16 protein-coding genes are annotated in these 25,035 nt (G+C 65.3%); 6 read left to right on the top strand and 10 right to left on the bottom strand.

The window, feature by feature from the left end:
- Positions 1-2: 2 nt before the first annotated feature.
- From L8F97_RS18565 to L8F97_RS18540, 6 genes are read right to left on the bottom strand one after another with little or no spacing between them, the layout of a single operon-like run.
- A complete protein-coding gene (locus L8F97_RS18565) occupies positions 3-1,217 on the bottom strand; it encodes a CaiB/BaiF CoA transferase family protein (protein ID WP_242153655.1) in 1,215 nt (404 codons plus the stop codon).
- Positions 1,214-2,770, bottom strand: coding sequence for a carboxylesterase/lipase family protein (locus L8F97_RS18560; RefSeq protein WP_242153653.1), 1,557 nt, complete (start codon positions 2,768-2,770; stop codon positions 1,214-1,216). The genes L8F97_RS18565 and L8F97_RS18560 overlap by 4 nt, the downstream gene beginning before the upstream one ends.
- Positions 2,767-4,611, bottom strand: coding sequence for a glycoside hydrolase family 127 protein (locus tag L8F97_RS18555; RefSeq protein ID WP_242153651.1), 1,845 nt, complete (start codon positions 4,609-4,611; stop codon positions 2,767-2,769). The genes L8F97_RS18560 and L8F97_RS18555 overlap by 4 nt, the downstream gene beginning before the upstream one ends.
- Positions 4,595-6,736, bottom strand: a complete 2,142-nt coding sequence (locus tag L8F97_RS18550) for an SUMF1/EgtB/PvdO family nonheme iron enzyme (RefSeq protein WP_242153649.1) — start codon at positions 6,734-6,736, stop codon at positions 4,595-4,597. Before L8F97_RS18550 ends, L8F97_RS18555 begins: the two co-directional genes overlap by 17 nt.
- A gap of 10 nt (positions 6,737-6,746) precedes the next feature.
- Complete coding sequence (locus tag L8F97_RS18545; protein ID WP_277925072.1) at positions 6,747-7,703, bottom strand: ribokinase; 957 nt, start codon at positions 7,701-7,703, stop codon at positions 6,747-6,749.
- Positions 7,704-7,716: 13 nt separating this feature from the next.
- Positions 7,717-9,951, bottom strand: a complete 2,235-nt coding sequence (locus L8F97_RS18540; protein ID WP_277925071.1) for a TonB-dependent receptor domain-containing protein — start codon at positions 9,949-9,951, stop codon at positions 7,717-7,719.
- Positions 9,952-10,174: 223 nt separating this feature from the next.
- Between L8F97_RS18540 and L8F97_RS18530 the strand changes: the two genes are divergently transcribed.
- From L8F97_RS18530 to L8F97_RS22875, 6 genes are all read left to right on the top strand, one after another.
- On the top strand, positions 10,175-11,017 hold the full coding sequence (locus L8F97_RS18530; RefSeq protein ID WP_242153646.1) for an HpcH/HpaI aldolase/citrate lyase family protein: 843 nt from the start codon (positions 10,175-10,177) through the stop codon (positions 11,015-11,017).
- A complete protein-coding gene (locus L8F97_RS18525) occupies positions 11,014-13,398 on the top strand; it encodes a sodium:solute symporter (RefSeq protein ID WP_242153645.1) in 2,385 nt (794 codons plus the stop codon). The genes L8F97_RS18530 and L8F97_RS18525 overlap by 4 nt, the downstream gene beginning before the upstream one ends.
- A 32-nt stretch (positions 13,399-13,430) precedes the next feature.
- The gene (locus L8F97_RS18520) at positions 13,431-14,258 is read left to right on the top strand and encodes a LysR substrate-binding domain-containing protein (RefSeq protein WP_242153644.1); all 828 of its coding nucleotides are present in this window, start codon (positions 13,431-13,433) and stop codon (positions 14,256-14,258) included.
- 209 nt (positions 14,259-14,467) lie between these two features.
- A complete protein-coding gene (locus L8F97_RS18515; protein WP_242153643.1) occupies positions 14,468-15,247 on the top strand; it encodes an SDR family oxidoreductase in 780 nt (259 codons plus the stop codon).
- Positions 15,219-15,533 carry a hypothetical protein gene (locus L8F97_RS18510; protein WP_242153723.1) on the top strand — a complete coding sequence of 105 codons (315 nt, stop codon included), beginning with the start codon at positions 15,219-15,221 and terminating at the stop codon, positions 15,531-15,533. Before L8F97_RS18515 ends, L8F97_RS18510 begins: the two co-directional genes overlap by 29 nt.
- Positions 15,481-15,591 carry a hypothetical protein gene (locus tag L8F97_RS22875; RefSeq protein ID WP_242153715.1) on the top strand — a complete coding sequence of 37 codons (111 nt, stop codon included), beginning with the start codon at positions 15,481-15,483 and terminating at the stop codon, positions 15,589-15,591. The genes L8F97_RS18510 and L8F97_RS22875 overlap by 53 nt, the downstream gene beginning before the upstream one ends.
- Positions 15,592-16,240: 649 nt before the next feature.
- Here L8F97_RS22875 and L8F97_RS18500 read toward each other — a convergent pair.
- The 4 genes from L8F97_RS18500 to L8F97_RS18485 all read right to left on the bottom strand — a co-directional run bounded on the left by L8F97_RS18500 (position 16,241) and on the right by L8F97_RS18485 (position 24,925).
- On the bottom strand, positions 16,241-19,357 hold the full coding sequence (locus tag L8F97_RS18500; protein ID WP_242153642.1) for a discoidin domain-containing protein: 3,117 nt from the start codon (positions 19,355-19,357) through the stop codon (positions 16,241-16,243).
- Positions 19,357-20,877: a glucoamylase family protein gene (locus L8F97_RS18495; protein ID WP_242153641.1), complete on the bottom strand. Its 1,521-nt coding sequence runs from the start codon at positions 20,875-20,877 to the stop codon at positions 19,357-19,359. Before L8F97_RS18495 ends, L8F97_RS18500 begins: the two co-directional genes overlap by 1 nt.
- A 66-nt stretch (positions 20,878-20,943) precedes the next feature.
- The gene (locus tag L8F97_RS18490) at positions 20,944-23,886 is read right to left on the bottom strand and encodes a carboxypeptidase regulatory-like domain-containing protein (protein ID WP_242153640.1); all 2,943 of its coding nucleotides are present in this window, start codon (positions 23,884-23,886) and stop codon (positions 20,944-20,946) included.
- A 46-nt stretch (positions 23,887-23,932) separates the two neighbouring features.
- Positions 23,933-24,925: a LacI family DNA-binding transcriptional regulator gene (locus L8F97_RS18485; protein ID WP_242153639.1), complete on the bottom strand. Its 993-nt coding sequence runs from the start codon at positions 24,923-24,925 to the stop codon at positions 23,933-23,935.
- Positions 24,926-25,035: the final 110 nt, after the last annotated feature.

The raw sequence follows: 25,035 nt of genomic DNA, 5'->3' as shown, positions 1-25,035 counted from the left end.
GGTTATTCCGTCTTCTTCGCGTTTCGTACTGCGGTGTTTTCGAATAGGGGCGCGGCGAATGGAACAGGGCCCGGGGTGCGCGAGAACTTTATCGAACGCGTCACGCCGCGGTATTCGCCTAGTACCGGATGCGGAATGGAGGAGATCATCCCCTCGGCGATCACCTGCGGGTGGTCGAACATCTCCTCGATCGCCCTCGCTGCCGAACATGGGACGGCATCGCCGAACGTCTGCTCCCACTCCAATGCCGTGCGTGTCTTGAGGCGCTCGCGCAGCAGGGGAATGATCTCGCCCGCATGTTCGGCGCGCTTTCTCACGGTATCGTATCGCGGATTGGACGCGAGATCGTCCAAACCGACCAGTTCGCACAGCGCATCCCAGAACCGGGGCGTGTTCGCCGACAGGTATAGGTGCCCTGCCGCAGTGGGATGCAGGCCGGTGATGCCGCCCGAACGCATGTCGCGTGCGATGTCCAGCGCCTCTCCCTCCGCCTGGATCAACCGCGCCGACTGCATCGTGAGCGCGCTGCGAAGCAGCGAGACACCGACGTACTGCCCCCGCCCGCTGCGCTCGCGCTCGAAGAGCGCGGACGCCGTGCCCGCGGCGACGAGGGCTGCGGCGTAGTAGTCCACGGGGGAGCCGTAGGTCAGCTCGGGGGCGTGGGGTTTGCCCTGGAGTGTGCACATGCCTGTCATCGCCTGGAGCACTTGATCGTAGCCGGCCTTCCCGCGCAGCGGACCTTCCTCGCCGTAGCCGGTGACCGCGCAGTAGATCAGTCGCGGATTTCGCTGTTCGAGCTGGGCGTGGCCGATCCCCAGTCGTTCAGCGACGCCTGGACGGAAGTTGTGGACGAGCACGTCGGCCTTATCGACCAGATCCAGCAACACGGCGCGGTCGATGTCAGTCTTCAGGTCGAGAACAAGTCCTCGCTTGCTTCGGTTGACGCCGAGGAACGCGCGGTTTTCGCCTTCGAGCGTGGAGGGGTAGGCACGCAGGTTGTCGCCGTTGGGTGGCTCGACCTTGATGACGTCCGCGCCCTGATCAGCGAGCAGCGTGCATCCGTATGGCCCCGCGATATAGGCGCTGAGATCCAGCACGCGGATGCCGCTGAGCGGCCCCGACGGGCCCTCGCGCGCGGAAGCGTCGAATGTCGGAATAAGACGATCGGTCTGACGATCCTTAGAGGGCGGCATAAAGGCGGGGGGCATTGCGGTCATGTTCCTGGTTGGTTGTACGTGTAGGGAGCGAACATGTTGCGCTGCCATTGCCGTGGATCGTTCTCGACCCGCGACTTCGTGTCGAAGATCATCGTCGCGCGCCGATCCAGATCGTACGGGGGCCATTGCGGCAAGCCTGGTCGGTCCGGGCGACCCGTCTGGGCGAAGGCGATCACATGATCCTGGAGGCGCTCCGAGAGGGCTCGGGCATCCGCAGCGGTGCCTGTTCCTGCATCCGAAGCACCCAGCGTTCCGAAAAGCAGGGCGATGTCGATTCCGTGGAACGCACCCCGGGCGGGGTCGGTGCGGGAGGTGAAGTCGACCTGATAGACGTATGCGGTTCGTCCGGCGCGCGTACGCTCCTCCGCCTCTATCAACTGAGGGCGCCAGCTACGCCCGTCGGTGGTGGCGGCGTAGAAGACGTCGGGAGGCGATGCGTTTGGCGTATGCTCCCTGTAGGCACGGATCACTGCGGAGGGCGGTGCGGGGAAGGGAAGTTCGGCGGCGACGCGTTCGGGCAACGTCTCCCAAGTCAAGCGACGCATCTCGACCGACCCGGGATCGAAGAAGTCGCGCGTCTCGTCGCGCGTTCCGCCAAGCATCAGCGGAACATCCCGGCCGGCAGGGTGGGCGTCGGGCGAGAAGGGATGCCGGGTGAGCCACCGCCCGTCGCGTACCGGACCGAAATAGAGCTGGCTGCGTTCGATCGGATCCGGCGTTTCGAGCGCCTCGATCAGCCGCTCGACCGGAAGATCGGCTAATTCGGCAACATCCCGCCCCGCCACGTCCAGCCCAGCGAGATAGACGCGTGTACGGGCCGCAGCATGGTCGGGCTCGGACACCGTGATCTGTTGGCCGCTCATGGTGAGCGCGCGGTGGAACAGTCCGCGCGCCACGGGCATCGCCAGCAAGGTGGCGATCTTGGCGCCGCCACCCGACTGGCCGGCCAGCGTCACGCAGCCCGGATCGCCTCCGAAGGCCGCGATGTTCGCGCGTACCCACTGAAGTGCCAGGACCAGATCCGACTGCCCGGCGTTGCCGCTATCCGCGAAGCGGGCGTCGAATGGCGCGAGATGCAGATAGCCGAGCGCGTTCAAGCGATGGTTGACGGTGACGACCACGATGCCCCGTGCCGCGAGTGCCTGTCCATCTGTGATCTCGTCGTTGGCGCTTCCATAAGCGTAGCCGCCACCGTGGACATAGACCAAGACCGGCAGCATGGCGGCGTCGTGCACGCTCGGCGTCCACACGTTCAGCGCCAGGCAGTTCTCGGACTGCGGATGCCGCTTGCCGCGCTGCGGGCAGGCCGGTGCCGGCGTCACCGCGCGCAAGACGTCTCGCTGCGCGGAGATCGCGGTTGGCGCCTTGAAGCGGTCGGCGCGGCCGTAGCGGATGCCTCGGAACGCCGTCACGCCCGCCATGCGCATCCCGGAATATGGACCCGCATGGCACGTCACGACCGGGTCGGCGGCTAGCGCGCGAAGGGGCGTGGCGCCGATCAGCGCGACGGCCGCTCCTACGACCGTGCGGCGGGTCGGTGCGGGAGCGCTCATGTCTCCCCGCCGGTGTCATCGGCGAGCCCGAGCCACGTAATCCGCCAGCTTTCGTTCGAATCTGCTCCGATGCGATAGTAGGGTTCGAAGAGGATTGGTGGGCGGCCGGCGGGGCTGAGCCGTATCCGCTCGCCTTCTATGGTCAGGATCGGGGGGCCATCGAAGCGAATAGTTTCGGCACGTTTGAAGCCGTCGATCAGCCCGGTCGCATAGGAGAGCGGTCCTCGAGAAATTGCTATGTAGTCGAACCGAAGGACCTCCTGAGCGACGGGGATGCCGCCGGGAGCCAGCGATTCCTGCACGTTGCGTGCTACCGACCGGTGCAAGCACGCCGGCATGGGCAGGTCGAGCTCGATGATGTCACCAGGGCTCCAAGTTCGCGAGATCCGGGCGTAGGAGCCGGGAGACGCATCGATCCTCTGCGCGCCGACGCGCAAGGTTGCGCCCTTCGCCCAATCGGGAATGCGAACGTCGATCGCAAAATACGTCGCGACGGACGGCGTGACGACGATCTCGATCGTGCCGTCGAGGGGGTAGCCGGTGGACTGCCGAAGCCGCACGGCACCGATCTCGGAGAAATCGAGCAGGGCTTCGGACGGCCCCAGCAGATTGATCGCTATCGCGCCGTCGCCCGTCAGACCGCAGGCGATCGTGGATAGCTCCTCGAGCGCCATTGCGCCGCTCGACTTGCAGCATCGCCAGTAGGTCGTGTCGGTGCGGCGCCCGTTCGGGAACGAGTAGTAGCACCAGTCCTCGCCGTTGGGGGATTGGGCCCCTGCCAGATCGTTGTAGGCGCTCCGCTCGATCTCCTGTGCGAATGCCGCATCGCCGAGAATGACGAGCAGCTCGCGGTTCATCTGGATCCAAGCCATCGTGGAGCAGGTTTCGACGTACGCCTCGGGACTGAAGACTCCCGCAGGGTTGAACACTTCGCGCGATCGATGGGCGACCCCGCCCCAAGGGCCGCCGCCCAGCGTGAGGTGATGGGCGCGCACCTTCTCCCAGATCGCGCGAACGGCGCCGATATAGCGGGCATCCGAGGTCGCGCGGTAGAGCTTGGCGAGGCCGACCAGATTCCAGAGCAGCTGGTAGGCCTTGCCCGTGGCGATCTCGGACGGATCGGCACCGGCCAGCGCCATGCTTAGCAGCCGGTTGCGCGGCTCCTGCTCGACCTGCGCCACGATCAGTTCGGCAAGCGCGAGATAACGGGGCTCTCCGGTCGCGAAGTGGAGTTCCACGGCAGGATCAAGCAGCACCGTAGCCGACAGGCCGAAGTGATTGCCGAGATCGGTGATCGAGATGGCGCTTTCGCTCAGCGTGCGCCAACACAGGTCGCCGATCCGCTGCGCGGCATCAAGATAACGCCCGTCTCCAACGGCCCGCTCAAGCTCGAGCAATCCGAGTATCAGATAGCTGTGGGTCCAGATGTCCCAGGTTCGCCGGGCTGGCTCGCCGTTCCAGCTTTCGGGCTTCGGGGGGGCAGGGACCATGAAACGCCCCGGTGGCGCGTAATTGCCGAGATAGCCGTCGTCATCCTGATGCGCGATCAGATAGTCGGCAACCCGGCGCACGCGCTCGAGCAGTCCCCCATCGCCGGCGCGAACCGCGGCACGTGTCGCGGCAACGAGCCATTTGCCGGCATGTTCGCCATACCAGTCGCCGTCCAGATTGCCCGCTACGACCTCGGGCGCGAATAGGGCGATGGCGGGGCTCGTCTCGTCGGTGATGAAGTGCGACAGCCGACCCGCACGGTTCGCCTCAAGCGCGTCGCCGAGCACGCCGCCGAGCGTCACCGCTCCGAGCTGCGCAAGCCGCATGGCAGGTTCAGCGGTCCGCGGCACAGCGAAATCCGATCCCCGCCGAACGGTCCTTGGCGGGCGCCATCAGCAGATATTTGCCATGTTCGTTGAGGCGATAGGCCTGGGGAAAATACCAGTGCGAGGTCTGCGGCAGATAGGCGGTGCCGCCGCGCAGCACCGCCGCGCGGATGTGCTCGTCGTGATATTCGTCGGTCCACTGCCAGACGTTGCCGACCAGATCCATCACGCCGAATGGGCTCGCGCCGGTGGGATGCGCGTCGACATCGGCAGGCGCGGGCATCGTGCGGTCAAGCGAGGCCGGCGGCGCCGCGGTCTCGTTCCACCCATCACCCCAGGGATAGAGTCGTCCGTCGAGGCCTTGCGCGGCGTATTGCCACTCCCATTCGCGCGGAAGGCGCTTGCCCGCCCAGGCGGCATAGGCGCGCGCATCCTCGATCCCCACCCAAGTGACGGGTTTGTTCTCCCAGCCGAACGGCGGCACCCCGTCCTGCCAGTGCAGTAGGAAGTTCCGGCCGTCGGCGGGAGCATAAGCAGTCGCGTTGACGAAGCGCTTGAATTGCGCGTTGGTGACGGGGAACCGGTCGATCCAGAAGGATTCGATCTCCAGGCGATGGCGGTGATGGCGCCTCGGGCTGTCCTCCCACGGATATTGCACGTCGACGCCATCGGCGGCGTAACCCTCGATCTCGATGCCGTGCACCGCGAAGTCGAAGGTCGCGGCGGGGATCTCGATCATATCGTCGGGTGCGTCGGCATGCCGTATGCAAGAGGGCGTTTCAACGAGGACCTGCTTTGCCGAACTCCAGCCCGACGAATACTCGGCGAGCGGCCTGGCGCCGCGCATCTCGCTAAGCAGCGACGCCAGGTCGACGTCGGATGTAGCTTCCGAGATCGCGAGGATGGCGCCGAAACCGCGCGCCGCGATCTCGGCCGAGACGATCGCGCGCTCGCCGGCGATGCGAGGCGCGATCTCGATCCCCGCCCAGATGTCGTAATAGCGGGCACCAGGATCGTGCGGGAGCGACAGCTGTTCGCCGCCGATCGCATATTCCTGGCGGTTGATCAGCGTCCACAGCGTCCGCTGCTCCCCAGGAAAACGGCTGGCGAAGATGCCGGCCTGCAACGTGCGTTCGTACGGGCGCCAGTCACGAGATACGATTAGCGGGGCGAAGGCGCGCTGGATCAGCGCGACGCGCCGCAGCGTCTCGGCATCACGATCGGTGAAGCGGTTTATGAAGCCGAACACATTCTCCCACGCGACATAGCCTACGCCGTTGAAGAAGGCGTGCTGCAGGTCGTTTGTGCGCTGGCGGCTCCAGCGGTTCTCGATGTTGACGATGTGGCGGGGTTCGAGCCATTTCAGCTTGAGCACCGTCGGGATGCTTTCGTCCGGGACACGCTTGCTCCAGCTCTGCAGATTCCAGCCGAGGATATGGTCGCCCGCCTGCGCGGTGGTCTCGGGCTGCAGCACGACCGCGCCGCCCGCGGCCTCGCATGCCGTGTGGAAGGTGAGCGGAACGCCGCTGTAGGTGTCGCCGTTGATGCCATCGGCGCCGGTCACGGCGACGATCGCCGCCATGCGGTCCCAGTCGGCCGCGGCACCTTCGCGCGTGCCGTTGTCCCAGGGCATCGTCGGAAGGAAGACCTTCACCCCGCGGTGGTGGAAATCGGCGACGACGCCTTTCAGCCCTTCGATCCCGCCGGGCAGCGCGTCGACCAGATCGAACTGGCTGCGGTCGTCCACGCCGATATTGGGGTAGATGTACCAGACGAGCACGCTGTCGATCCGCCCGAGCCGCGTCTCGAGATCGTCGAGATAGCGGTCGACCGTGTAGCGCCCGCTCGCGGCATCATAGAAATAGCGATCTTCGACCATGGCGAGAACATGAACGAAGTTCGCCTGCGACCAGCTAAGCTCGGGACGCCGATACAGCGCGTCGTCGAAACCGATGCGGATGAGATGCTCGCGGCGCCATTCGGTCACTCCCTGCACCCAGGTATCGGCGGCGCCGTCTGCGTCGATCTTCCAGCGTCCCATCTCCTGGAACGGCCAGCCTTGCGCCTGACCCGGCGTCGGGAGATAGGGGCCGGTAAGCGCGTGTGAGAATTTAACGTCGCTGGTTGTGCGGATCGGGGTGCTGGTCATGGACATGTCTTCACTGCGCTTGGGCGATGCCGCAATAGGCGGCGAGCCCGGAGGCATTGGCGTGTCGCGGCTCGCTCAGGAATGCGTCGACTTCGGCGCGTGTCGGGATGCTCGCCTGCGCGCCGGCGCGGGTCGTGGCGAGCGCCGCCGCCGCCGCGGCGCCGGCAAGCGCGCTGGGAAGGTCTCGTCCCTCGGCGAGGCCCGCGGCCAATGTACCGCAGAAGGTGTCACCGGCGGCGGTGGTATCGATCGGTGTGACTGCGAACGCCGGCTGCAGCCGTATGGCGCCATCGGCGTGCGCGCACGCGCCGCGCCCACCGAGCGTCACCACGCTTGTCGCGACGCCCGTTCGCGACAGCCGGTCGGCGATCGTCCCGTCGTCGCCCACCAGCGCGCTGAGTTCGTCTTCGTTGACGACGAGCAGATCGATCATGCTCAGCAGGGAAGCGGGCAGGGCCTGGGCTGGTGCCGCATTGAGCATCACTTCGACCCCGTGCGAACGCGCGGCGGCGGCGTAGGCTTGGACCGTCGCGATCGGTGTTTCGAGCTGCAGCACGATCCAGGCGATGCCGGCCAGATCCGGAAGGTCCTCCGCCGCCAGGTCGCCATTGGCGCCCGGTGCGACGGTGATCGCGTTCTCGGCGTCGTCCGACACGGTTATCAGCGCCGCGCCCGTCGCACGTTGCGATTGGCGCAGATGTAGCCGCACGCCCGCCTTCTCGAGCGAAGCGGTCAGCAGCGGAGCGAGATCGTCCTGCCCGACCGCGAGCAGCATTGCGGTCGCCACGCCGCCGGCACGCGCCGCGGCGACCGCTTGGTTTGCGCCCTTGCCGCCCGGAACGACGTTCAGGTCGCCGCCGAGGATCGTCTCGCCCGGTCGCGGGATGCGCGCCGCGCGGACGACGAAGTCCACGTTGGCGGATCCGGCGACTAGTACCACGGCAGTGCTTCGGGTTTCGGGCCGCATGTCCTCCATCCGCTCAGAAATCGCGATGGACCGTCAGCGAGACGGTGCGGCCGCGACCGGCGAAGTAGTTCTGGTAGATGTCGATCTGCGACGATTGCAGGAAATAGAACTTGTTGAACATGTTCTCGATGCCGAGCGAGAAGGTCGCGAGGTTCTTCACCCTGTAGTTCGCCGTGAGGTCGAACAGCGTGTAGCCGTGCGTGTACTCCTTGATCTGGGGCAGGTTTCGACTGATGAAGGTCGTCGCGCCGAGCGAGACCGACGCGGCGGGCACGAACTGCCAGGTGATCGTCTCTGTTGCCTTGTCAGGTGCTATGTTGAGGATGCCGAGCGGCACGTTGACCGGGCTGGTCACGCCGTTCGCCGAGGTGGTCTTTCCGATCACGTGGCTGAAGAGCGCGTTCAGGCGCAAGGTGTCCATAGGGCGGAATTCGGCACTGAAGTCGAAGCCGTAGATGTTCTGCGGGCGGCGACTGATGACGTAATCCTTCGTGACGGGATCAACCAGCAGGCCGGCGCCGAGATCGGACTTCGACTGATAGTAGGATACGCCCGCGCTGCCCCGGCGACCGCGCCAGTTGAGTCCGATTTCCTTGTTCCGGAATATCACCGCCTGCAGATCCGGCAGCAGGGTTTCAACGCTCTGGTTGGGGACGCTCACGTTGCGGAGCGGAATGCCGAAGTTCGGGAGGGTGAAGCCCTCGCCGTAACTGGCGAAGGCGGAGAAGCCATGGCCCAGTCGCACGATGCCGCTGCCGTTGAAGAGGTCCTCCTTGTACCGGATCTTGCCGCCTTTCACGAAGCGGCTGTTGCGATAATAGGTGGTTGTGTAGTCGTTGACCTTGACGGTGCCGTCCTCGTGACGCCAGCCGCCGCTCAGCGTCACCGGGCCGATGTCGTAGCTCAGCTGCGCATAGGGTCCGAAGCTCAGATAGTTCATCGGCGGCACCCAGACGCGGTTGGTGACCGCGAGGAACTGCTGCGTTTGGTCGTGAACGATGTCGACGCCGAAGCGCAGCTCGAACCCCTTCGTCAGGAAATCCTTGTGCGTGTACGAGGTGCGCAGCCCGTACTTCTTCGACAGGATCTCCGATTGGTCGAAGATCACGCCTGGCGAGATGCGCGGATCCTGCTTGTCGATCCCGTTGTCACCGGGGAAGCGCATCTCCTGCTTGGCGTAATAAGCTGTGGCCACCAGATCGCCGCCGAACAGGTCGGCGTTGCTGTAGTTCAGCGCATATTGCTGAAAACGGTTGAAGTCGGGCTTGAACAGCAGCTGTCCCGTGACAGGGTCTGTGGGCGGGCCGGGCTCGGCGGTGTCGGGGATGCCCTTCGTCTGATTGGTGCCGATTGGCGGTCGGACGCCTGCGACATAGTGGTAGTCGCCGTTCGCCTTTAGATAGAAGAAGCTCGCGACGCCCTCGATGCGCTGGGAGTCGCCTTCACCGAAGTTGTAGCCGACCTTGCCGAACAGCGAATATTGCTTCGAGTCGGCGAGTGAACTTGACGCGCTGATGCCGATCCGCCGGCCGTTGGCGTCGTACGTCACGCCGCGCGTCAAATAGGACCCCGCGGCGAATACGTCGAGACCACCTGACTTATGCGCGATCGTTGCACCGATCTTGTAGTTTTCGCTGTCGTCGTCGAACTGCGTGCCAAAGCGCCCGGTCACGCCAAAATGGGTGCCTTCCTCGCGCGCGCGCTTCGAGATGTAGTTGATAATCCCGCCGGCGGCGCCGATGCCCTCCGCGGCCGACGCCCCCCCGATCACTTCGATCCGCTCGATCGTCGCCATGTCGGTGAAGGTCGCGTTGCGGCTTCCGTCGCGCAGCGGGGTCGATTGAGGAATGCCGTCGAAAAGATACAGCGCCGTGCGGCCGCGCATCGTTTCGCCAAGCGTGTTGAGCGACTGGTTCGATTCCGAATAGCCCGGCACCGTGCGCGCCAGGACGGCCGTCGCGTCCTCGGTGATGGTGAGCGACCGCTGCACGTCGGCGAGGGTAACGACGGTGATCGCTCCGGCGACGTGGTCGACCGCCTTGGGCGAGCGGCTTCCGGTCACGATGATGTCGCTCCGCGTGGCCGAGTCGTCGGCCTGCTCGGGCGCGCTGGGCTCGAGCGTGTTGCCGGCCGCGGCCTGAACCTGGGTCGGTTCTGCGGGCTGCGGCCCCGCCTGTTGCGCCAAGGCGGGGAAGGCCACGCTAGACAAGAGTGCAGCGGCATAGGTCAGGCGAAATGTTCGGTGCATGGTAATCCTCCCCTTATTATTTTGAGCCTTGGTAGGGGTACGGCGGTGAGGGAGAAAGCGATCTGGGCTGTGTTCACACCGCAGGAATTCTGTGGTCCGGACCGTCCGAAAGCATGGTAGTGCACGTTGCAATGCGGCTTCGCTGAGGGATCTCGGCAGCTACGCTTTTGGCCCGCAAGCCAGAGGGCGCGGCGTACGACCGCCGTTAGGAGACGTCTTTTCGATGCGCAGTAAGCTGTTCGTGCCGTGTTCACGCCCCGACTTCTTCGCCAAGGCTCTGGCGAGCGAGGCCGACGCGCTGTCGTTCGACCTTGAGGATTCGGTGCCCGCGGACGGCAAGGCGGTAGCGCGCGAACGCCTCCGCAAGGTGCTGCAGTCGGACATGGTTGCTGCCTCGCCCAAACGCATGATCGTGCGCGTGAATGCCGCCGATACGCCGCACTTCGCGGACGATCTCGCCGCCTTGGCGGGGGTGCGGGTCGATCTTCTTAACCTGCCGAAGGCGGACGCAGCGCAGGCCGTGTGCAGGGCGATCACGCGGATGGACGCCGCCCGGGTGACCGCCGACGTTCTGGTCAATATCGAAGCGGCAGCCGGTCTCGCCAACGTCGCCGAAATCGCAGGCGCGCATCGGCGGGTGGTGGGGGTCCAGGTCGGGTTGAACGATCTGTTCGCCGCACTCGGGATGGAGCGTCACGATCAACGCCATGTCCACTCGGCCTTGTGGGCGATCCGGCTCGGCGCTGCCGCGGCGGCGTCGCCAGTCTTCGCCTATGACGGCGCCTGGCCCGACCTGCGCGACGACGAAGGCTATCGCGCCGAAGCGCAAATGGCGCGCAGCCTCGGTTATCTCGGCAAAAGCTGCATCCATCCACGCCAGATCGCCATCGCGAATGAGATATTCGATCGCGGCTCCGATCTGTCGCGCGCGCGGCGATTGCTGCTGGCCGCGACCTCGGCTGCCAAAGCGGGGCACGGCGCGTTCGTGTTCGAGGGTGCGATGGTCGACGAACCGGCGCTCGCGGCCGCCCGCGCGCTGGTCGACGATATGGCGCCAGCGGCATGAGGGCGTCATGGCTACGTGCCGTCGTGGTTGCGCTTTCGCTGATCTTTTTGGTTACGCCGGCGCTGGCGAGCCAGCCTACTTCGACCGTGGTCACGCCCTTGTCGCCGATCGGCGGTGGTGATCCGGCGCCCGTGCTCGCGACGATCGACGGCCATACGATCGCTTTGGGGAAGCAGGCCCGGACGCTTGGGACAGATGGCGCGTGGCGCCCGATTGACATGCGGGCGCTCGGAGCGCCGATCGAACGCGCTGGCCTGGTCAGCGACGGGCATCACGCCGTCGCGCTTCATACCGTCGACGGCGTCACCCGCTCGGTCGCCGAAGTGACATGGTCGGTTGCCGCGCTTCAGCCGCGCACCCTGCCGCCGCTGCCGATCATGCTGCGCAGTGCGACCGCCGGTGTCGCGTCCGACGGCGTCCTCGTCGCGGGGCTTGCCCCCGACGGTTCCCCGCGTCTCTTCAGGCTGGCGTGGACGGGCGCGAGCGATTGGCAGGCCATCCCTGCTTGGCCTGGCAAAGCCGCGCCGGCCTCGGTCGCTTCGCAGAACTCGGGGATCTTCATCACGCTGACCGGCGGCGATCAGTGGCGTTGGCAGCGCACGACTGGATGGCGCAAGGGCGCGCGAGCGCCGGGAACGATCGTCGCCGGATCGGGGCGCGCCGTCGGCCAAGCCTATCTTCTCTACTTGCTCCACGATGCCGCAGGAACCCGACTCTACAGCTACAGCGCGATCACCGATGCCTGGGCGCCACTGGGCCGGCCGCTCGTGGGCACGCCGGTTGCCGCGGCGCCGTTCCACGACGGAATCCTCTGGGCTTCGGCCGAAGGCAACGTCGCATCGGTTGCGCTGAAGGTCGATCGCCGGTCGCTCGACTGGCTCGATTGGACGATCATCGGCGGCTATCTCTTCGCGATGCTCGGAATCGGACTCTATTTCTACCGTCTCGCCAAGCGCGGTCCGTCGAGCGAATTCTTCCTCGGATCTCGCACAATTCCGTTCTGGGCGGCGGGAATCAGCATGTTCGCCGGCAGCATCAGTTCGATCAGCTATCTCGCGATCCCGGCGAAGGCTTTCGAGACCGACTGGGAATACATCATGTCGAAGATCACGACGGTCTTCGCGCTGATGTTCGTCGCGATCTTCGTCGTGCCGCTGTTCCGCCGGCTCAATCTCGTCTCGGTGTTCAATTATCTCGAAATGCGCTTCCACCCGGTGATCCGCATGCTGTCGAGCGCGCTGTGGATCCTGATGCAGGTCGGCGGCCGCATGGGGATCGTGCTGTTTCTTCCCGCCATGGCTATCGGAACGATCACCGACACGAGCGTCACCGCCTGCATTCTGGTCGTGGGTCTCTTCACCATCGTCTACACCGCACTCGGCGGCATGCGGGCGGTGGTCTGGACCGACGTGTTTCAAGTGTTGGTGCTGACCTGCGGCGCGGTCTTCGCGATCGGCTTCATCATCTATTCGATCGGCTTCGGCACGATCGCCGATACGACGACCGCCTTCGACAAGACCCGGATGCTCAACACCAGCTTCGACATCACGCAACCGACGATCTGGGGCTTTCTGGTGCTGGCTCTGTTCGACGTCGTGCTGACGTTCCCCAAGGATCAGGTGCTGATGCAGCGCGTTCTCGCGACCTCGTCGGAGAAGCAGGCAAGCCGGTCGATCTGGCTTTTCGCGATCGTGCTGCTGCCGAGTGCGTTCATGTTCTACATCGTCGGAACGATGCTGTTCGCTTATTATCATGCGCGACCCGGCCAGCTGAACCCGATGTTGCCGATCGACGCGGTGTTCCCGGCCTTCATCGGCACCGAACTACCGCATGGCGTGATCGGCCTTATCATCGCCGGTCTGATCGCCGCGGCGATGGGCACGCTATCGGGCATCATCAACAGCGTCGCCACGCTGCTCTCGGTCGACTTCTACGACCGCTTCGTGCCAGATCGCAGTGAGCGCCAGATCGTGCGCTTCGCCGAGGTGGCGAGCGTCGGGGTCGGACTGGTCGGCATCGCCATCGCGATCATCCTGTCGCGCCTTGACATCCACTCGCTGCTTGACCTGACGATCGAACTGTTCGGCCTGCTCGGTGGCAGTTGCGCCGGAGCCTATACGCTCGGCATGTTCACCCGGCGCGCGAATTGGCAGGGCGTGGCGATCGGGATCGTCGTGGCCTCGGCGATCACGCTGGTGGTGTGGCTCTACGGGCTGATCCACCCATATCTCTATCTCGCGCTTGCAATCGCCACCTCGATCGGCATCGGCTATCTCGCCAGCTGGTTTTTCCCTCGGCCCATGCAATCGCTCGATGGACTCACGATCTTCGGCGGCGGCACGCATGTGGAGGAGGGTCCTCGATCGATACCGGCTTCCTGAGGACCTTCGTCGCGGTCGTCGATCATGGGTCGATGGCGGCCGCCGCACGCGCGCTCAACATCAGCGCTTCCGCCGTCGCCCAGCAGCTGCAGGTCTTGGAGCGCGAGCTGGGAGTGCCGCTGCTGCTCCGGGTCGGGCGCACGATGCGCGTGACGGAGGAGGGCGCCCGGGTCCTGCCGCCGGCGCGCAAGCTGCTGCAGGATGCAGGCGATCTGCGCAGCATCGCGCACGATGACGCGGTCGCGGGCGAATTGCGTCTCGGGGCCTGCACGACACCATTGACCGGGTTGCTGCCCGACATCCTTGCCCGCGTCAGCACGAAGTTCCCGCGGCTCCGCGTTCACATCGAGTCGGGTAGTTCGGCGCAGTTGTTCGCGAGCGTAGAAGCCGGCCAGCTTGATGCGGCACTGGTTCTCGAAGCGCCCTATCCGCTGCCGAAGACGTGCGAATGGCTGCTGCTGCGCGAGGAACCCTTAATTGTGCTCGCGCCGCGGGCGCTTGCGGAGAGCGATCCACTGACGCTGCTGCGCGAGGAGCCTTTCATCCGCTACGGTCGCGACCAATGGGGCGGCTGGTCGGCGGAGCATTATCTTCAGGAGATGCAGATCATGCCGCACGAGCGCTTCGAGCTCAACGCGCTGAATGCGATCGCAATGATGGTCGACCGCGGGCTCGGCGTTTCACTCGTGCCGGACTGGGCGCCACCATGGCTCGAAGGCATCGATGTGGTAAGGCTACCTCTGCCCGAGCGGAGGATCGGTCGCCGCATCGGCATCGTCTGGTCGCGCTCGACGATAAGGATGCGGCTGGTGCATGCCCTGTTGCGAGAAAGCGAGCCGACGATGTTTGATCGGCGGTAGGGTTGAAGACGCTTCCAACTCAGACTGGCCAAGGCGAGTGCCATCGCGCGAAATGTAGGACAGCGCGGTGTTGGAAGTTGCGGTCGGCGGCGCAACCAGTTAGATCACGCCATCCTCAAGAGTTCTTCGAAATGATCCAGCGTCACCCCTAGGGGCAAGACAATCGCCAGCGGAGCAATCCGCCGACTGGGCTCTATCTCGAGATCATCATGAAAAGACTGAGCAATAAGACGTGCGTCGTCACCGGCGCTGCGCGTGGCATCGGCCGCGCCATCGCGACGAGCTTCCATAACGAAGGCGCGGTCGTCATCGTCACCGACATAGACGAAGCCATGGGGGCCGCTACTGCCGCCGAGATCGGCTGTCGGTTCGAACGTGTCGATGTGCGCGAGGAGGCCGACTGGTCGCGGCTGGCCGGGATCGTTCCTGTCGCCGACGTCGTGGTCAACAATGCGGGCGTTACGGGGTTCGAAGCGGGTCTGGTGCCCCACGACCCGGAACACGCCAGCCTAGCGGATTGGCGCGAGGTCCATCGGGTCAACCTTGATGGAACGTTTCTCGGCTGTCGCTATGCGATCGGCGCGATGAAGGGGGCGGGAACGGGATCGATCATCAATATATCCTCGCGCTCTGGGTTGGTCGGCATCCCCGGCGCTGCGGCGTACGCCTCGTCCAAGGCCGCGATTCGCAACCACAGCAAGACGGTTGCACTCTATTGCGCTCAACAAGGTTGGCAGATTCGCTGCAACTCCATTCACCCGGCAGCCATCCTCACTTCGATCTGGGAACCGATGCTAGGAAGCGGTCCCGGCCGTAACGGGAAGATGCGAGCGCTCGTCGCGGATACGCCGCTGAAAAGGTTCGGGATGCCGGACGAGGTGGCGGCCATCGCCGTGACACTCGCTTCAGATGAGGCGACCTACGTGACTGGGACGGAAGTCAACATCGATGGAGGCCTGCTTGCAGGTTCCGCCGCTTCGCCCGGTTGATTTCGCTCCTGAGCATGGTCGATCACGCCCGCCGGCTTTTTCCGAAGTGGAAGGCGGGATCAGCAAACCATTTTCCACCGACCCCCCGCACCAGGTGCGACAGATCCGTTCCTACTCCATCAAGGATCTCGAAGCCTTCTACATGGAGAAGCGTGTTGCCGACGTCGCGGCGGCAGGGGCGAGCGTCGTCTTCTATCTCTGGCCAGAAAGTTCGGGTGACCGCGAGCTTTGGTGTGGCCCCGATCTCGCCCGACGCCGACAGCGGTTCGGTCTACCGTGCGGCTGACGAGGCCCTGTACGCCGCTAAATCGTCGGGGCGGAACAGGCTGCGCCTCGCCGCCTGACGAGGGTGCCGCCACTTAGGCCAGGAACGGCGATCGAAAGAAGCGATCTATGAAGCTGCTGGACGCCGGCATGGCTGAGAATGGTGCGAAAGCCTGAACGGCCGAGCAACGCCGACGAGACGCCTCGGTCGCTTCCGATCTCCACGCCACCCCGGTGGATCCGGCTACGAAGACACTAGGGCTTTCATCAGAGCGCCTGAGCGGGCGGCAAGCTGGTAGCGGGTCGTCCGGCGGGCGGCAGGTGCCACCAACGATCTCGGGACGTGACCACTTCCGCCGCCCTCGCCAGGACCGTGCCGATCCGGTCCAAGAGATGTCCGGGCCTGACCGCAGACGCCCTTGGAGAGATTTAAGCGATGAGGCGCTGTCCGCCTTCGTGCGCGATCGCGACGTGGACATCCGGTACGGCGCGAACAACGAGTTGCGCCGCCGCGGAGTGACCGAACGGTGCGAAGCGCCAAACCCGGTATAGCAGTCGTTGCTGTGATCGGAAGCAGGCGCTGGCGCTTCCCACCTTCGACAGTTCGTGATTACCGTGACGGTCGAGAAGTGGCGGAGGTCGTTCAATCCCGCAGCGCGGGCGGGAGTGGCTGGTCCGTCAGCCAAGGCTTGTAGATCCTTATGCGGCCAGACCAGCACTGGATATGAACTACCTCGACCTAGGCAGTCTGATTGGCGTTCCGCGCTGCGTCTGGATCACGACGCTGTGGGACTTCCCATCGGCTGCAATCACGACAGCCCCGTTAGTCGTCGAAGTCGGACTGCCGTCGACGGTAGCAGTCGCCGCAAGTCCCGCATTTGGCAGCGGGATGACGAATCCTCCAGGTGGCTTGGCAGTCCCAGCAAGATGAACTCGCAGCCGCTCAGCGCTTCCGCTCACCGAGACGCCAAGGCTGCCGTAGGGCGTCACCAACCCCCGGACGCTCGATCCCGCCCCCGTCAGCCATCCCGCATCGAGTCCTGCGGCGATCACGATCGCCTCGTCGGGCGCGCGCGCATAGGCGAACATGTCGAGCGCTGCCCGGATGAAGTCCGAGGCGACCCATGCGTGAGGCATGTCGCCGATGAAGCGGACCTCACGGGGACGTCGCCCGACGACTTCGGCCCAGCCGTTCCACGCCGCGGGACGCCGGTCCGCCATGTAGCCGTCGAGCAGCCGGTTCGCGCGCGCGCGCCAGCCCAGGCGTATGAAGGCGGAGACGTTGCGCAGTTCGTACGGCGTGTAGTCGCTCCAATCCGCGCCCGCAGCGGTGCGCGCTGTCACGCGATCCCACTGACGCTCGAACGTGTGCCGGAGCAGCGCAGGGTCCAACGCATCCTGTTCGCCGGCCGGATCCAGCGCGATCGTCGTGGAGGTTGCGTCGAAATCCCCGACGCTGGTCGCGCCAGGGATGTAGTCGATCCGCCAACGCGCTGCAGCCGCGCTGATCGCGGCGTGCACGTCGCCGACGAACTGCTTGCGGGCTTGATCGATCTCATCCGCTTCAGGCTTGCCGAGTGCTCGCGAGGCGAAGGTCGCGTCCTTGTAGCCGGTGATGGCCCAGAAATCGTCCCAGAGGCTGTACTGGGCCTGCGCGGAATAGCCTTCATGACTGATCGACGGCGGCATCAGTCCGTAGCCTAGCGCTCCGTCTCCGCTGCGATTCGCAGGCGTACGTTCGGACAGGCGTCGCGTGTCCATGAAGCGGCGAGCGGCATCGAGCCGGGGCCAGTCCCGTGTGAGCGCGGCGTGATCATGCGTGAAGCGGTAGAGCTGCGTGACGAGGTGGATGTACTCGCCCGGCGCGTCGTTCTCGGGCACCGGATCGGCTCCGCGCGCGTCGACGCAGCACGGCACCTTGCCATTCGCGAACAGTTTGGTGCCGTACCAGTCCGCGAAGGCTCGGGCAGGGGATGTCACGCCGAGCCGCAGCAACGTGTCCGACATCATCGCGCCATCGCGGATCCAGCTACGATCGTAGGAGCGGGTGCCAGGCTTCAATGCCGGACCGTCTCTGCTAATCAGGATGTGCGCGAGGGCGGTGCGAACCGTGTCCGCGATCGGCTGCTTCGCGGGTGGCACGGTGATGATGACGTGGCCGAGCTTTCGCCGCCAATCCTGCGCGGTAGTCTCGCGGGCGGTGTCGAATGCAGCGTGGTCAACCGCATAGCCTTCGCCGGCGAAAGGAAGCACCACCGGAATGTCGCGGCTCTCGCCGGGCGCAAGGGTGAGATCGTAGGCGAGCGTTGCGGAAGCCAGGCCAGTCGGATCTCTAGCGCTAGACGCACCCGTCGGCGTTGGAGTGATCATCAGCGCGCCCTGATCCAACGGGCGCGCGGTGACCGCAGTCGGCCTGACGACCGGCCGGACCGTACGCATGGTTGCCGCGTCGCCGTCGATCACGGGTGGACTGGTGACGGCCAGTCGCTCGCCGTTCCACGTGATTGCGGAGATCGGGCTCACGCCGCCCTGCTGGCTGAGGAACTGCGCCGGAGGATTGACCTGGAAGGGCCGGACTGCGAGCAGCAGGCGCAGAGTGCGACGCGTCGCGCCCGTATTGGTCAGACGCCACGCCGCCATCAGACGGGGCGCACGCGTGTCCGCGAAAAGCATGGTGGCAAGCGTCCAGCCCGGCGAAGACCAAGTCACCTGCGGCATCGGCAGGTAGCCGTCCTTCAGCGACTGGCGCGATGTCACGTCTGCCCACGTGAAGACATGGCCGTCCGCGACGACGAAGGGCTCGATCGAGAAGCCACCCTTGGCGACCTCGATCGCGCCATCCTCGCCGATCAGGCCGGACTGAGTGCCGCCGTCGGTACCGACAAGCGTCCAGTAGGGCTGTTCGCCGGAGAACCCGCGCGGATAGCTGCCGCGTGACGACGTGTTGGCCAGCGCGGCGATGAACGCGTTAGGGGTCTCTGCGAAGGCTGGCGGCTCGACCGCTAGCTCGGAGAGGCGCGCCGGCGCCGCGCCCGACGGCAGGACGATCCGTAGATAGCGGGTCTCGGTGTCGGCAAGCGCGATCGGATCGCTCCCGCCATCGCCTGCGGTGACCTCGCGGACCCGGCGCCACGTCCGCCCATCGTCGGACACGTCGATCGCGTAGCGTGTCGCCGCGGCACCTGGCGCCCAGTCGAGCATCAGACCGCCGAGCGCCTTGCGGCCGCCGAAATCGAGCGTCAGCGCGTCGCCGCCGCGCGCGACCCATGCCGTTGCGCGATCGCCGTCGGTCGCGCGCGGATCGCTCGCGTGCACCGGCGGCAACGGGCGCGGCGGCGGCAGCGTCGTCAGCGTCAGATCGTCCACCTCGAGGTCGCCGGCACCGCCGTCCCGACCACGGGCAAGCACGATTTCCATCGTTTGCGTGCGACGTAGCGTCCTGTCCACGCTCGGCCCCCAGGCGAAGCTGAGGTCGCGGGGGCGGATGCGCACCGTCTGCCATTCGGCGCTCGCGCGGAAGTTGGCGCGGCGGTACCACCAGACGTTGGTGCCGCTCGCATCGACGAACTTGATCTGGAGATCGTTGACGCCGCCTGTGCCGCGAACCTTCAGGGTCATCTCGAAATCGGCAGGCCAGTCGATCGGCAGCGTGCGCCGCACGAACGCATAGCCTGAAACCTGCGCGAAGTCGTAATTGAGCCGCAGCGCGTGCCCCGTGGCGCCCGCGACCGCGGCCAAGTGCGCGGAGACGCCATCGGACGCGCTAGCGGTCCAAGGCGTGGTAGCCTCGAACCCGTCGAGCGTGGTCGCCTCCACCGCGACCGCCGGCGCGGCGACGACGGCCATCACGCCAGCCATCCGCCGGTGAATCCGGCACGTTCCAGTCCGCGCCGGATGTGCGGATTGCGGCGCATGGTCCTCCAGATCATCCCGCTGCGCCAGTTCTCGATCATCGCAACGATCGGACCCTGATCGATGCCGAGATAGTCCTTGTCGACCCATCCGATGCCGGGGACGATCTGGCCGTGCAGCAGGGGTGCGGCGGGATCGGTCAGCGTCGGGTTGAAGGCGTCGAGAAAGCCGTATTTGCCGTAGATGGCGCGGCCGTAGCGCGCGACCATCGCCTGCGCGGTTGGCACCACGATCTCGGGCGCGAACGCGATCGAGCCGAGCGCGGCGGTAGGAGCTATCGTGCCGTCGTCGCGGTCGCCGGGCCCGCGCGCGGAATAGCTGAAGAACTCGTACGGCGTGCCCGGCGCGAACGCGATCGAGCCGAGCGCGGCGGTAGGAGCTATCGTGCCGTCGTCGCGGTCGCCGGGCCCGCGCGCGGAATAGCTGAAGAACTCGTACGGCGTGCCGCCGATGGTGCGCTTGAAATCTCCCGGCCCATCGCAGGCGGTAAGCCCCCAGACATCGGCGCCGTAGCCGGCGAACTTGCCGGCATTGGCGATCGCATAGCGCTGCTGCGCATAGGTCGCGCGCTTGCTGTTCTCGAAGTAGGTGATCCCGCGGCGCTTGGAGTAATCGTCCACCATGCCGCGGAAGTCGATCCAAATCTGGCTGTACTGGTGGCCGAACAGCGGCGCGAACCCGGTGAAGTAGTTGTCGATGGTCGACGTGTCCCACGACGGATCGAAGCGCGCCGTCCACTTCGCCCAGGTGTCCGGCGGCAGCGGATGCGTCGGTGACCCCAGCGCGAGGATGTAGAGGATCAGACTCTCGTTGTAGATGTTCCAGTCGCTCGGGATGAAGCCCGTTTCGGGATGCCATCCCATCGCCACGAAGGGCGCGCGCGGCGTGATCCAGTCCCACTCCACCGCGCCATAGAGCTGGTCGGCAAGCCTGCGGATGCGCGCTTCCTCCGGGTGTTCGCCATCGAACCAGCTCTGCGCGAACAGCACGCCGGCGAGCAGCAGCGCGGTGTCGATCGTAGACAATTCGCTGCGCGCGAACCGCTGGCCTTTGGTCGTGCCGAGGAAATGATAGAAGAAGCCCTTGTAGCCGCTGAACCCGGTCGGGTCCTTGCCCTGCGGCGCGTTCGCGAAGAAGGTGAGGGTGGCGAGCGTGCGTTGCCGGGCCTGTTCGCGCGTGATCCAACCGTGGGCGACGCCGATTGGATAGGCCGTGAGCGCGAAGCCGACCGCAGCGATGGAGGCGAAGCTCGGCGTTGGCCAGCGATCCGGCGCGAGGCCGTTTGCTGGATCGGTCGTGTCCCAGAAGAATCGAAACGTGCGCTCCTGAAGACCGGTGATGAGGTTGTCCACCGGCGCTGTGCTCGCCGGCTGGTGCGGCATCGTCGCGCATCCGCTGGAGAGGCCGGCGAGCAACAGGCCGCCGGTCCCGAGGAAATGTCGTCGGTCGAGCATCTACGCTCCTTGTTCGTGACGCGCTGCAGGGTGGGCGGCACGGTGCCGCCCACCCGATGTGAGGAACTAGAAGCGGTAGCCGACGCGGAACTGGATGCGTCTCGGCAGCGTGAGCGTGGTGGTCGCGTTCTGCGCGTTCGCCGGGTTGAGCGGATCGGCGGCGTGCGTGCCGGTGGCGTCGGTCACCTGCTGGTTGTTCACGTATCCGTCGAAGCCTGAGAAGTTCTTGTTGTTGAACGCGTTGAACAGGTCGACCGCGACGCTCACCTCATGCGATCCGAACAGCTTGACCTTGTTCTGGAGCGTCAGATTGACCTCGCAGTAGGCGAAGACACCGCCGATGCAGTTCTTCTGGGGATACGCGGACCGGATGACGTTGCGGACTGGGTTGGTAGCATCGAACACTTGAAATGCCTGGCCGCTCCCGAACGTGGACAGAGTTGAGAACTGGAATCCGAATGGAAGGTCGACGATGCTGGAGACGACGACGTGGTGACGTTCGTCGCCGGCACGTGGACGCCAGCCGTAGGCATCCGGAGTCACGCCATCGAGGCTGAACAGGTCACCGCCGTTCTGCTCGCCCTTGGAGAGCGTGTAGTTAATGTTCACGCCCCAGTGCGATGCCTGGGTATAGTCCTTGTCGATGGTGAAGTAGATCGCCTTGTAGCGGGTATCGAGCCCGTCATAGCCGATCAGCACGTTGTCGTAGCCGTAGCTGTTGGCCAGCGCGGTGTCGCAGCAGTCGCCGAGGCCGTTGTTCTTACGCGTGGCCCAGAGAGTCGTGTAGCCGTTGCGCCCGCGGATGTAGCTGGCGGTCAAGCTGGTGCGGAAGATGCCTACCTTCTGGCGCAGCCCTAGGCTGAACTGATCGGTCACCGGCGGCTTGGTATCGTTCTTCACGGCGAACAGCTGCGGGCGCCCGGTGGTGCCCGTCGCCAAGAGGTCGAGCAGTCCGTCGCGCGTCAGATACTTCGGATCCCATGCGACGGTCTGATTGCCATTGACGTTCACGCCGCCGTTCTTTGAGAAGTAGAAGTTGTAGATCGAATATTGCAGGCGGTACTGTTCATCCAGCGTGTTGTTGAACACGTTGCGATCGTAATAGCGGCCATAGCCGCCGAACAGCACCGTCGTCTGGTCGTCCTTGAAGTCGTAGGAGAAGCCGATGCGCGGCTGGAACATCTTTAGGTATGCCGGACGGTTCCGACCGGTGGCGATGTAGTCCTTGGGATTGTAGTAGTAGGTTTGCGGCAGCTGAGCGAGCAACGCGGCAGCGTTGGCAGGCGTGGCATATTTGTTGTTGTTCATGTTCGATTCGTAGTCCCAGCGGAGACCAAGGTTGAGCTGGAGCTTGTCGGTAATGTCCCAATCGTCCTGTCCGAACACGCCGAGCTGCGAGTTGCGTGCCCCGATATGCGTGTTGCCGACACCGAGCTGCGCCTGCGCGGGGAAGCTGAAATCGGTGCCGTTGGCGGTGTTGATGTCATAGGTATAGGTCGGCTGGACGTAGAACAGCTTCTGGAAATCGTAGTCCTGGAACGCCAGCTTGATGCCCGCCTTGAAGACGTGGCCGTCGAGGCCGCTGTAGGTCACGTCGTCGCGCAGCGTGTAGCTCTGCTGGTTGATGCGCTGGCTCGCGTTCTTGCCGCCGAACGTGATGACGCCGTTGTAGATGAACGTCGACTCGTTCGGATTGAGCGAGGTCGGGTTGTAGACGTAGTTCAGATAGCTGGCGTCGAACTGGTTGATGAAGTCGGCGCCCGTGTACGTCCATTTGTAGTCATAGGTGTCGACGGTGTTCTTCTTGTTCTCGGCGGCCGAGTAGGCGACGTTCTGGCCGTTGCCGAAGCCTTGGATGTCCGTCTCCGTCCGCTTTGAATACGACAGGTCGAACACTTGGTGTGCGTCCGGCGTGAACGTCAGCTTGCCGAAGAAGAAGTCGCCGCGGAACGGGCTGACGTAGGTGCCCTCGTACTGGCCGAACTGCGCCAGGTTGGTGGCGGTGCGATTGCCGAGCCGCACGTTGAACGCACGATCCTGATCGTTGCCTTCGTAGGCGCCGAAGAAGAACAGCTTGTCCTTGATGATCGGGCCGCCGAGCGAGGCGCCATACTGCTTGCGCGTGAATGAAGGTTCGGGGTTGCCGTCGCGCTTGTCTATGTACGCCTTCTCGGTCAGGCCCTTGCCGGTATACTGGCCGAACGCCTCGCCGTGGAACTGGTTGGTGCCGGACTTCGTCACCGCCGTGATGACGGCGGCGCCGGCCTGCTCGTACTCCGCCTTGTAGTTCTGCGTCAGCACGCGGAACTCGCCGATCGCAAGCTGGCCGAACGGGTTGCCGCGACTGTCCTGCTGACCGGCGATGCCGCCGTCGAGCACCTGGTTCTTCAGGCTGACGCCGTCGATGAACACGTTGACCTGGCTGCGCGTGGATGCGCCCGACTGGATGCCCTTGTTGGTTTCGCTGTCGACATAGGTGACGCCGGGGGCGAGGGCGGCGAACGAAAGGAAGTTCCGATCGGTCTGCGGCAGGGTGCGGATCTGCTGCTGGCTGATGTTGGTCGCGATCTCGCTGGTCTTAGTCTCGACGAGACGGCTGCCCTGCACCACGATGTCGCGTGTCGGTGCGGCGTCGGCGGACGGTTCGGCGCCCGCCGCCGGCGCGGCGGTCAGGGTCGCGTCGAGGGTCGCCGACTGGCCCACCGCGATGATCACGTCGCGTTCGAACGTCTCGCCGTTCGCTGCCGTGATCGCGATTGTGTACTGGCCTGGACGCAGGCCGTTGAGCGAGTAGTTGCCGTTCGGGTCGGTCGTTGCGCGCAGCGTCTGGTTGGTCGCCTGGCTGACGGCCGTGACGCTCGCGCCAGCCGCGCCCGTCCCGGTCGACGCGGTTGCCTTGCCGCGGATCGATCCGGTGGTGGTCTGAGCGTAGGCGGGCGCACTCGCTGCAACCACGGCAGTGAGTGCGGTCGCGCTAGAGAGTGCCAATCGTAGCATCTTGATCTTCATTGTCATTCCCCTGTTGCGTCCGGCTTTCCGGATGTTTCTGTTCGATTCAGCCCTGTCGTGTGGTGGCTCGCGGCACGAGCTCGGGCAGGCTGACCTCAAGCGGACCGTCGCCGTCGCTGGCGATCAGCTCGGTCAGCCGGACGACTGCGCGCGCCCCGATACTAGCGATGTCGACGCGCATCGTCGTGAGCGCGGGCGACACCATCCGGGCGAGCGGGATATCGTCGAAGCCGCCGATGGCGATCCGGTCGGGAACTGCGATCCCGGCCTCACGCAGCGTGACCATGACGCCGAGCGCCATCATGTCGTTGGCAGCGAATATGCCATCGACCGCGTCGATGCCTTGCAGAAGCGTCTCGGCGGCGGCCACGCCCGAGGCTTCGTGGAAGTCTCCCGGGATCACGCGCGCGGCAAGGCCGGGCACCTCGGCGATCGCGGCCGTATAGCCGCGCGCCCGCTCCTGCGCCTCGCTGTTGCCCAGTGGCCCCGAGAGGTGGACGATGCGCCGGCAGCCGGTGGCGATCAGGTGACGCGTCATCGCGACCGCCCCGCCGAAGTTGTCCACGCGGATTTCGGCGCGTTGTTCACTGTGACCGGCGCAGTTGATGAGGACCGTAGGCACGCTAGGCGGAAGCTGTCCCGCGAGATGCTCCGGATCGACGTGCGGCGCCATGACGATCATGCCGTCGACGCGTCCGCGCATCGTCCGCAGCGCCTCGACCGCACGTCGCGGATCATGATGCATGTTCGATAGCAGCAGCTGCAGTCCACATTCTGACGCAGCGCGATCCATGCCGCGCAGTACTTCGGAGAAAAATTCGCCGTGCAGGTCCGGCAGCACCACTCCGATCGCGTTCGCCCGGGCAAGACTGAGATTGCGCGCGCCAGCGTGCATCACGTAGCCCAGCGTCGCAGCTGCCGCCTCGACCCGCTGACGCAGCGCCGGCCGGACGTTCTCATGCCCGTTCAGCACGCGCGACACCGAAGCCACGGACACCGCAGCCTCGCGCGCAACGTCGCGGATCGTGGCATGAGCCATCTTCTTGTTATCCTCCCCGGCCGACATCGGTGCTGGTACCGTGCCGATCTTGCCGCTTGCTGTAACCGGTTACATCAAGCAAAGACGCAGATCAAGATGATGATCCACGA

The organism is Sphingomonas sp. BAUL-RG-20F-R05-02 (genome assembly GCF_022662305.1).
Classification (GTDB): domain Bacteria; phylum Pseudomonadota; class Alphaproteobacteria; order Sphingomonadales; family Sphingomonadaceae; genus Sphingomonas.
This window is presented reverse-complemented; position numbering and strand designations above follow the sequence as displayed.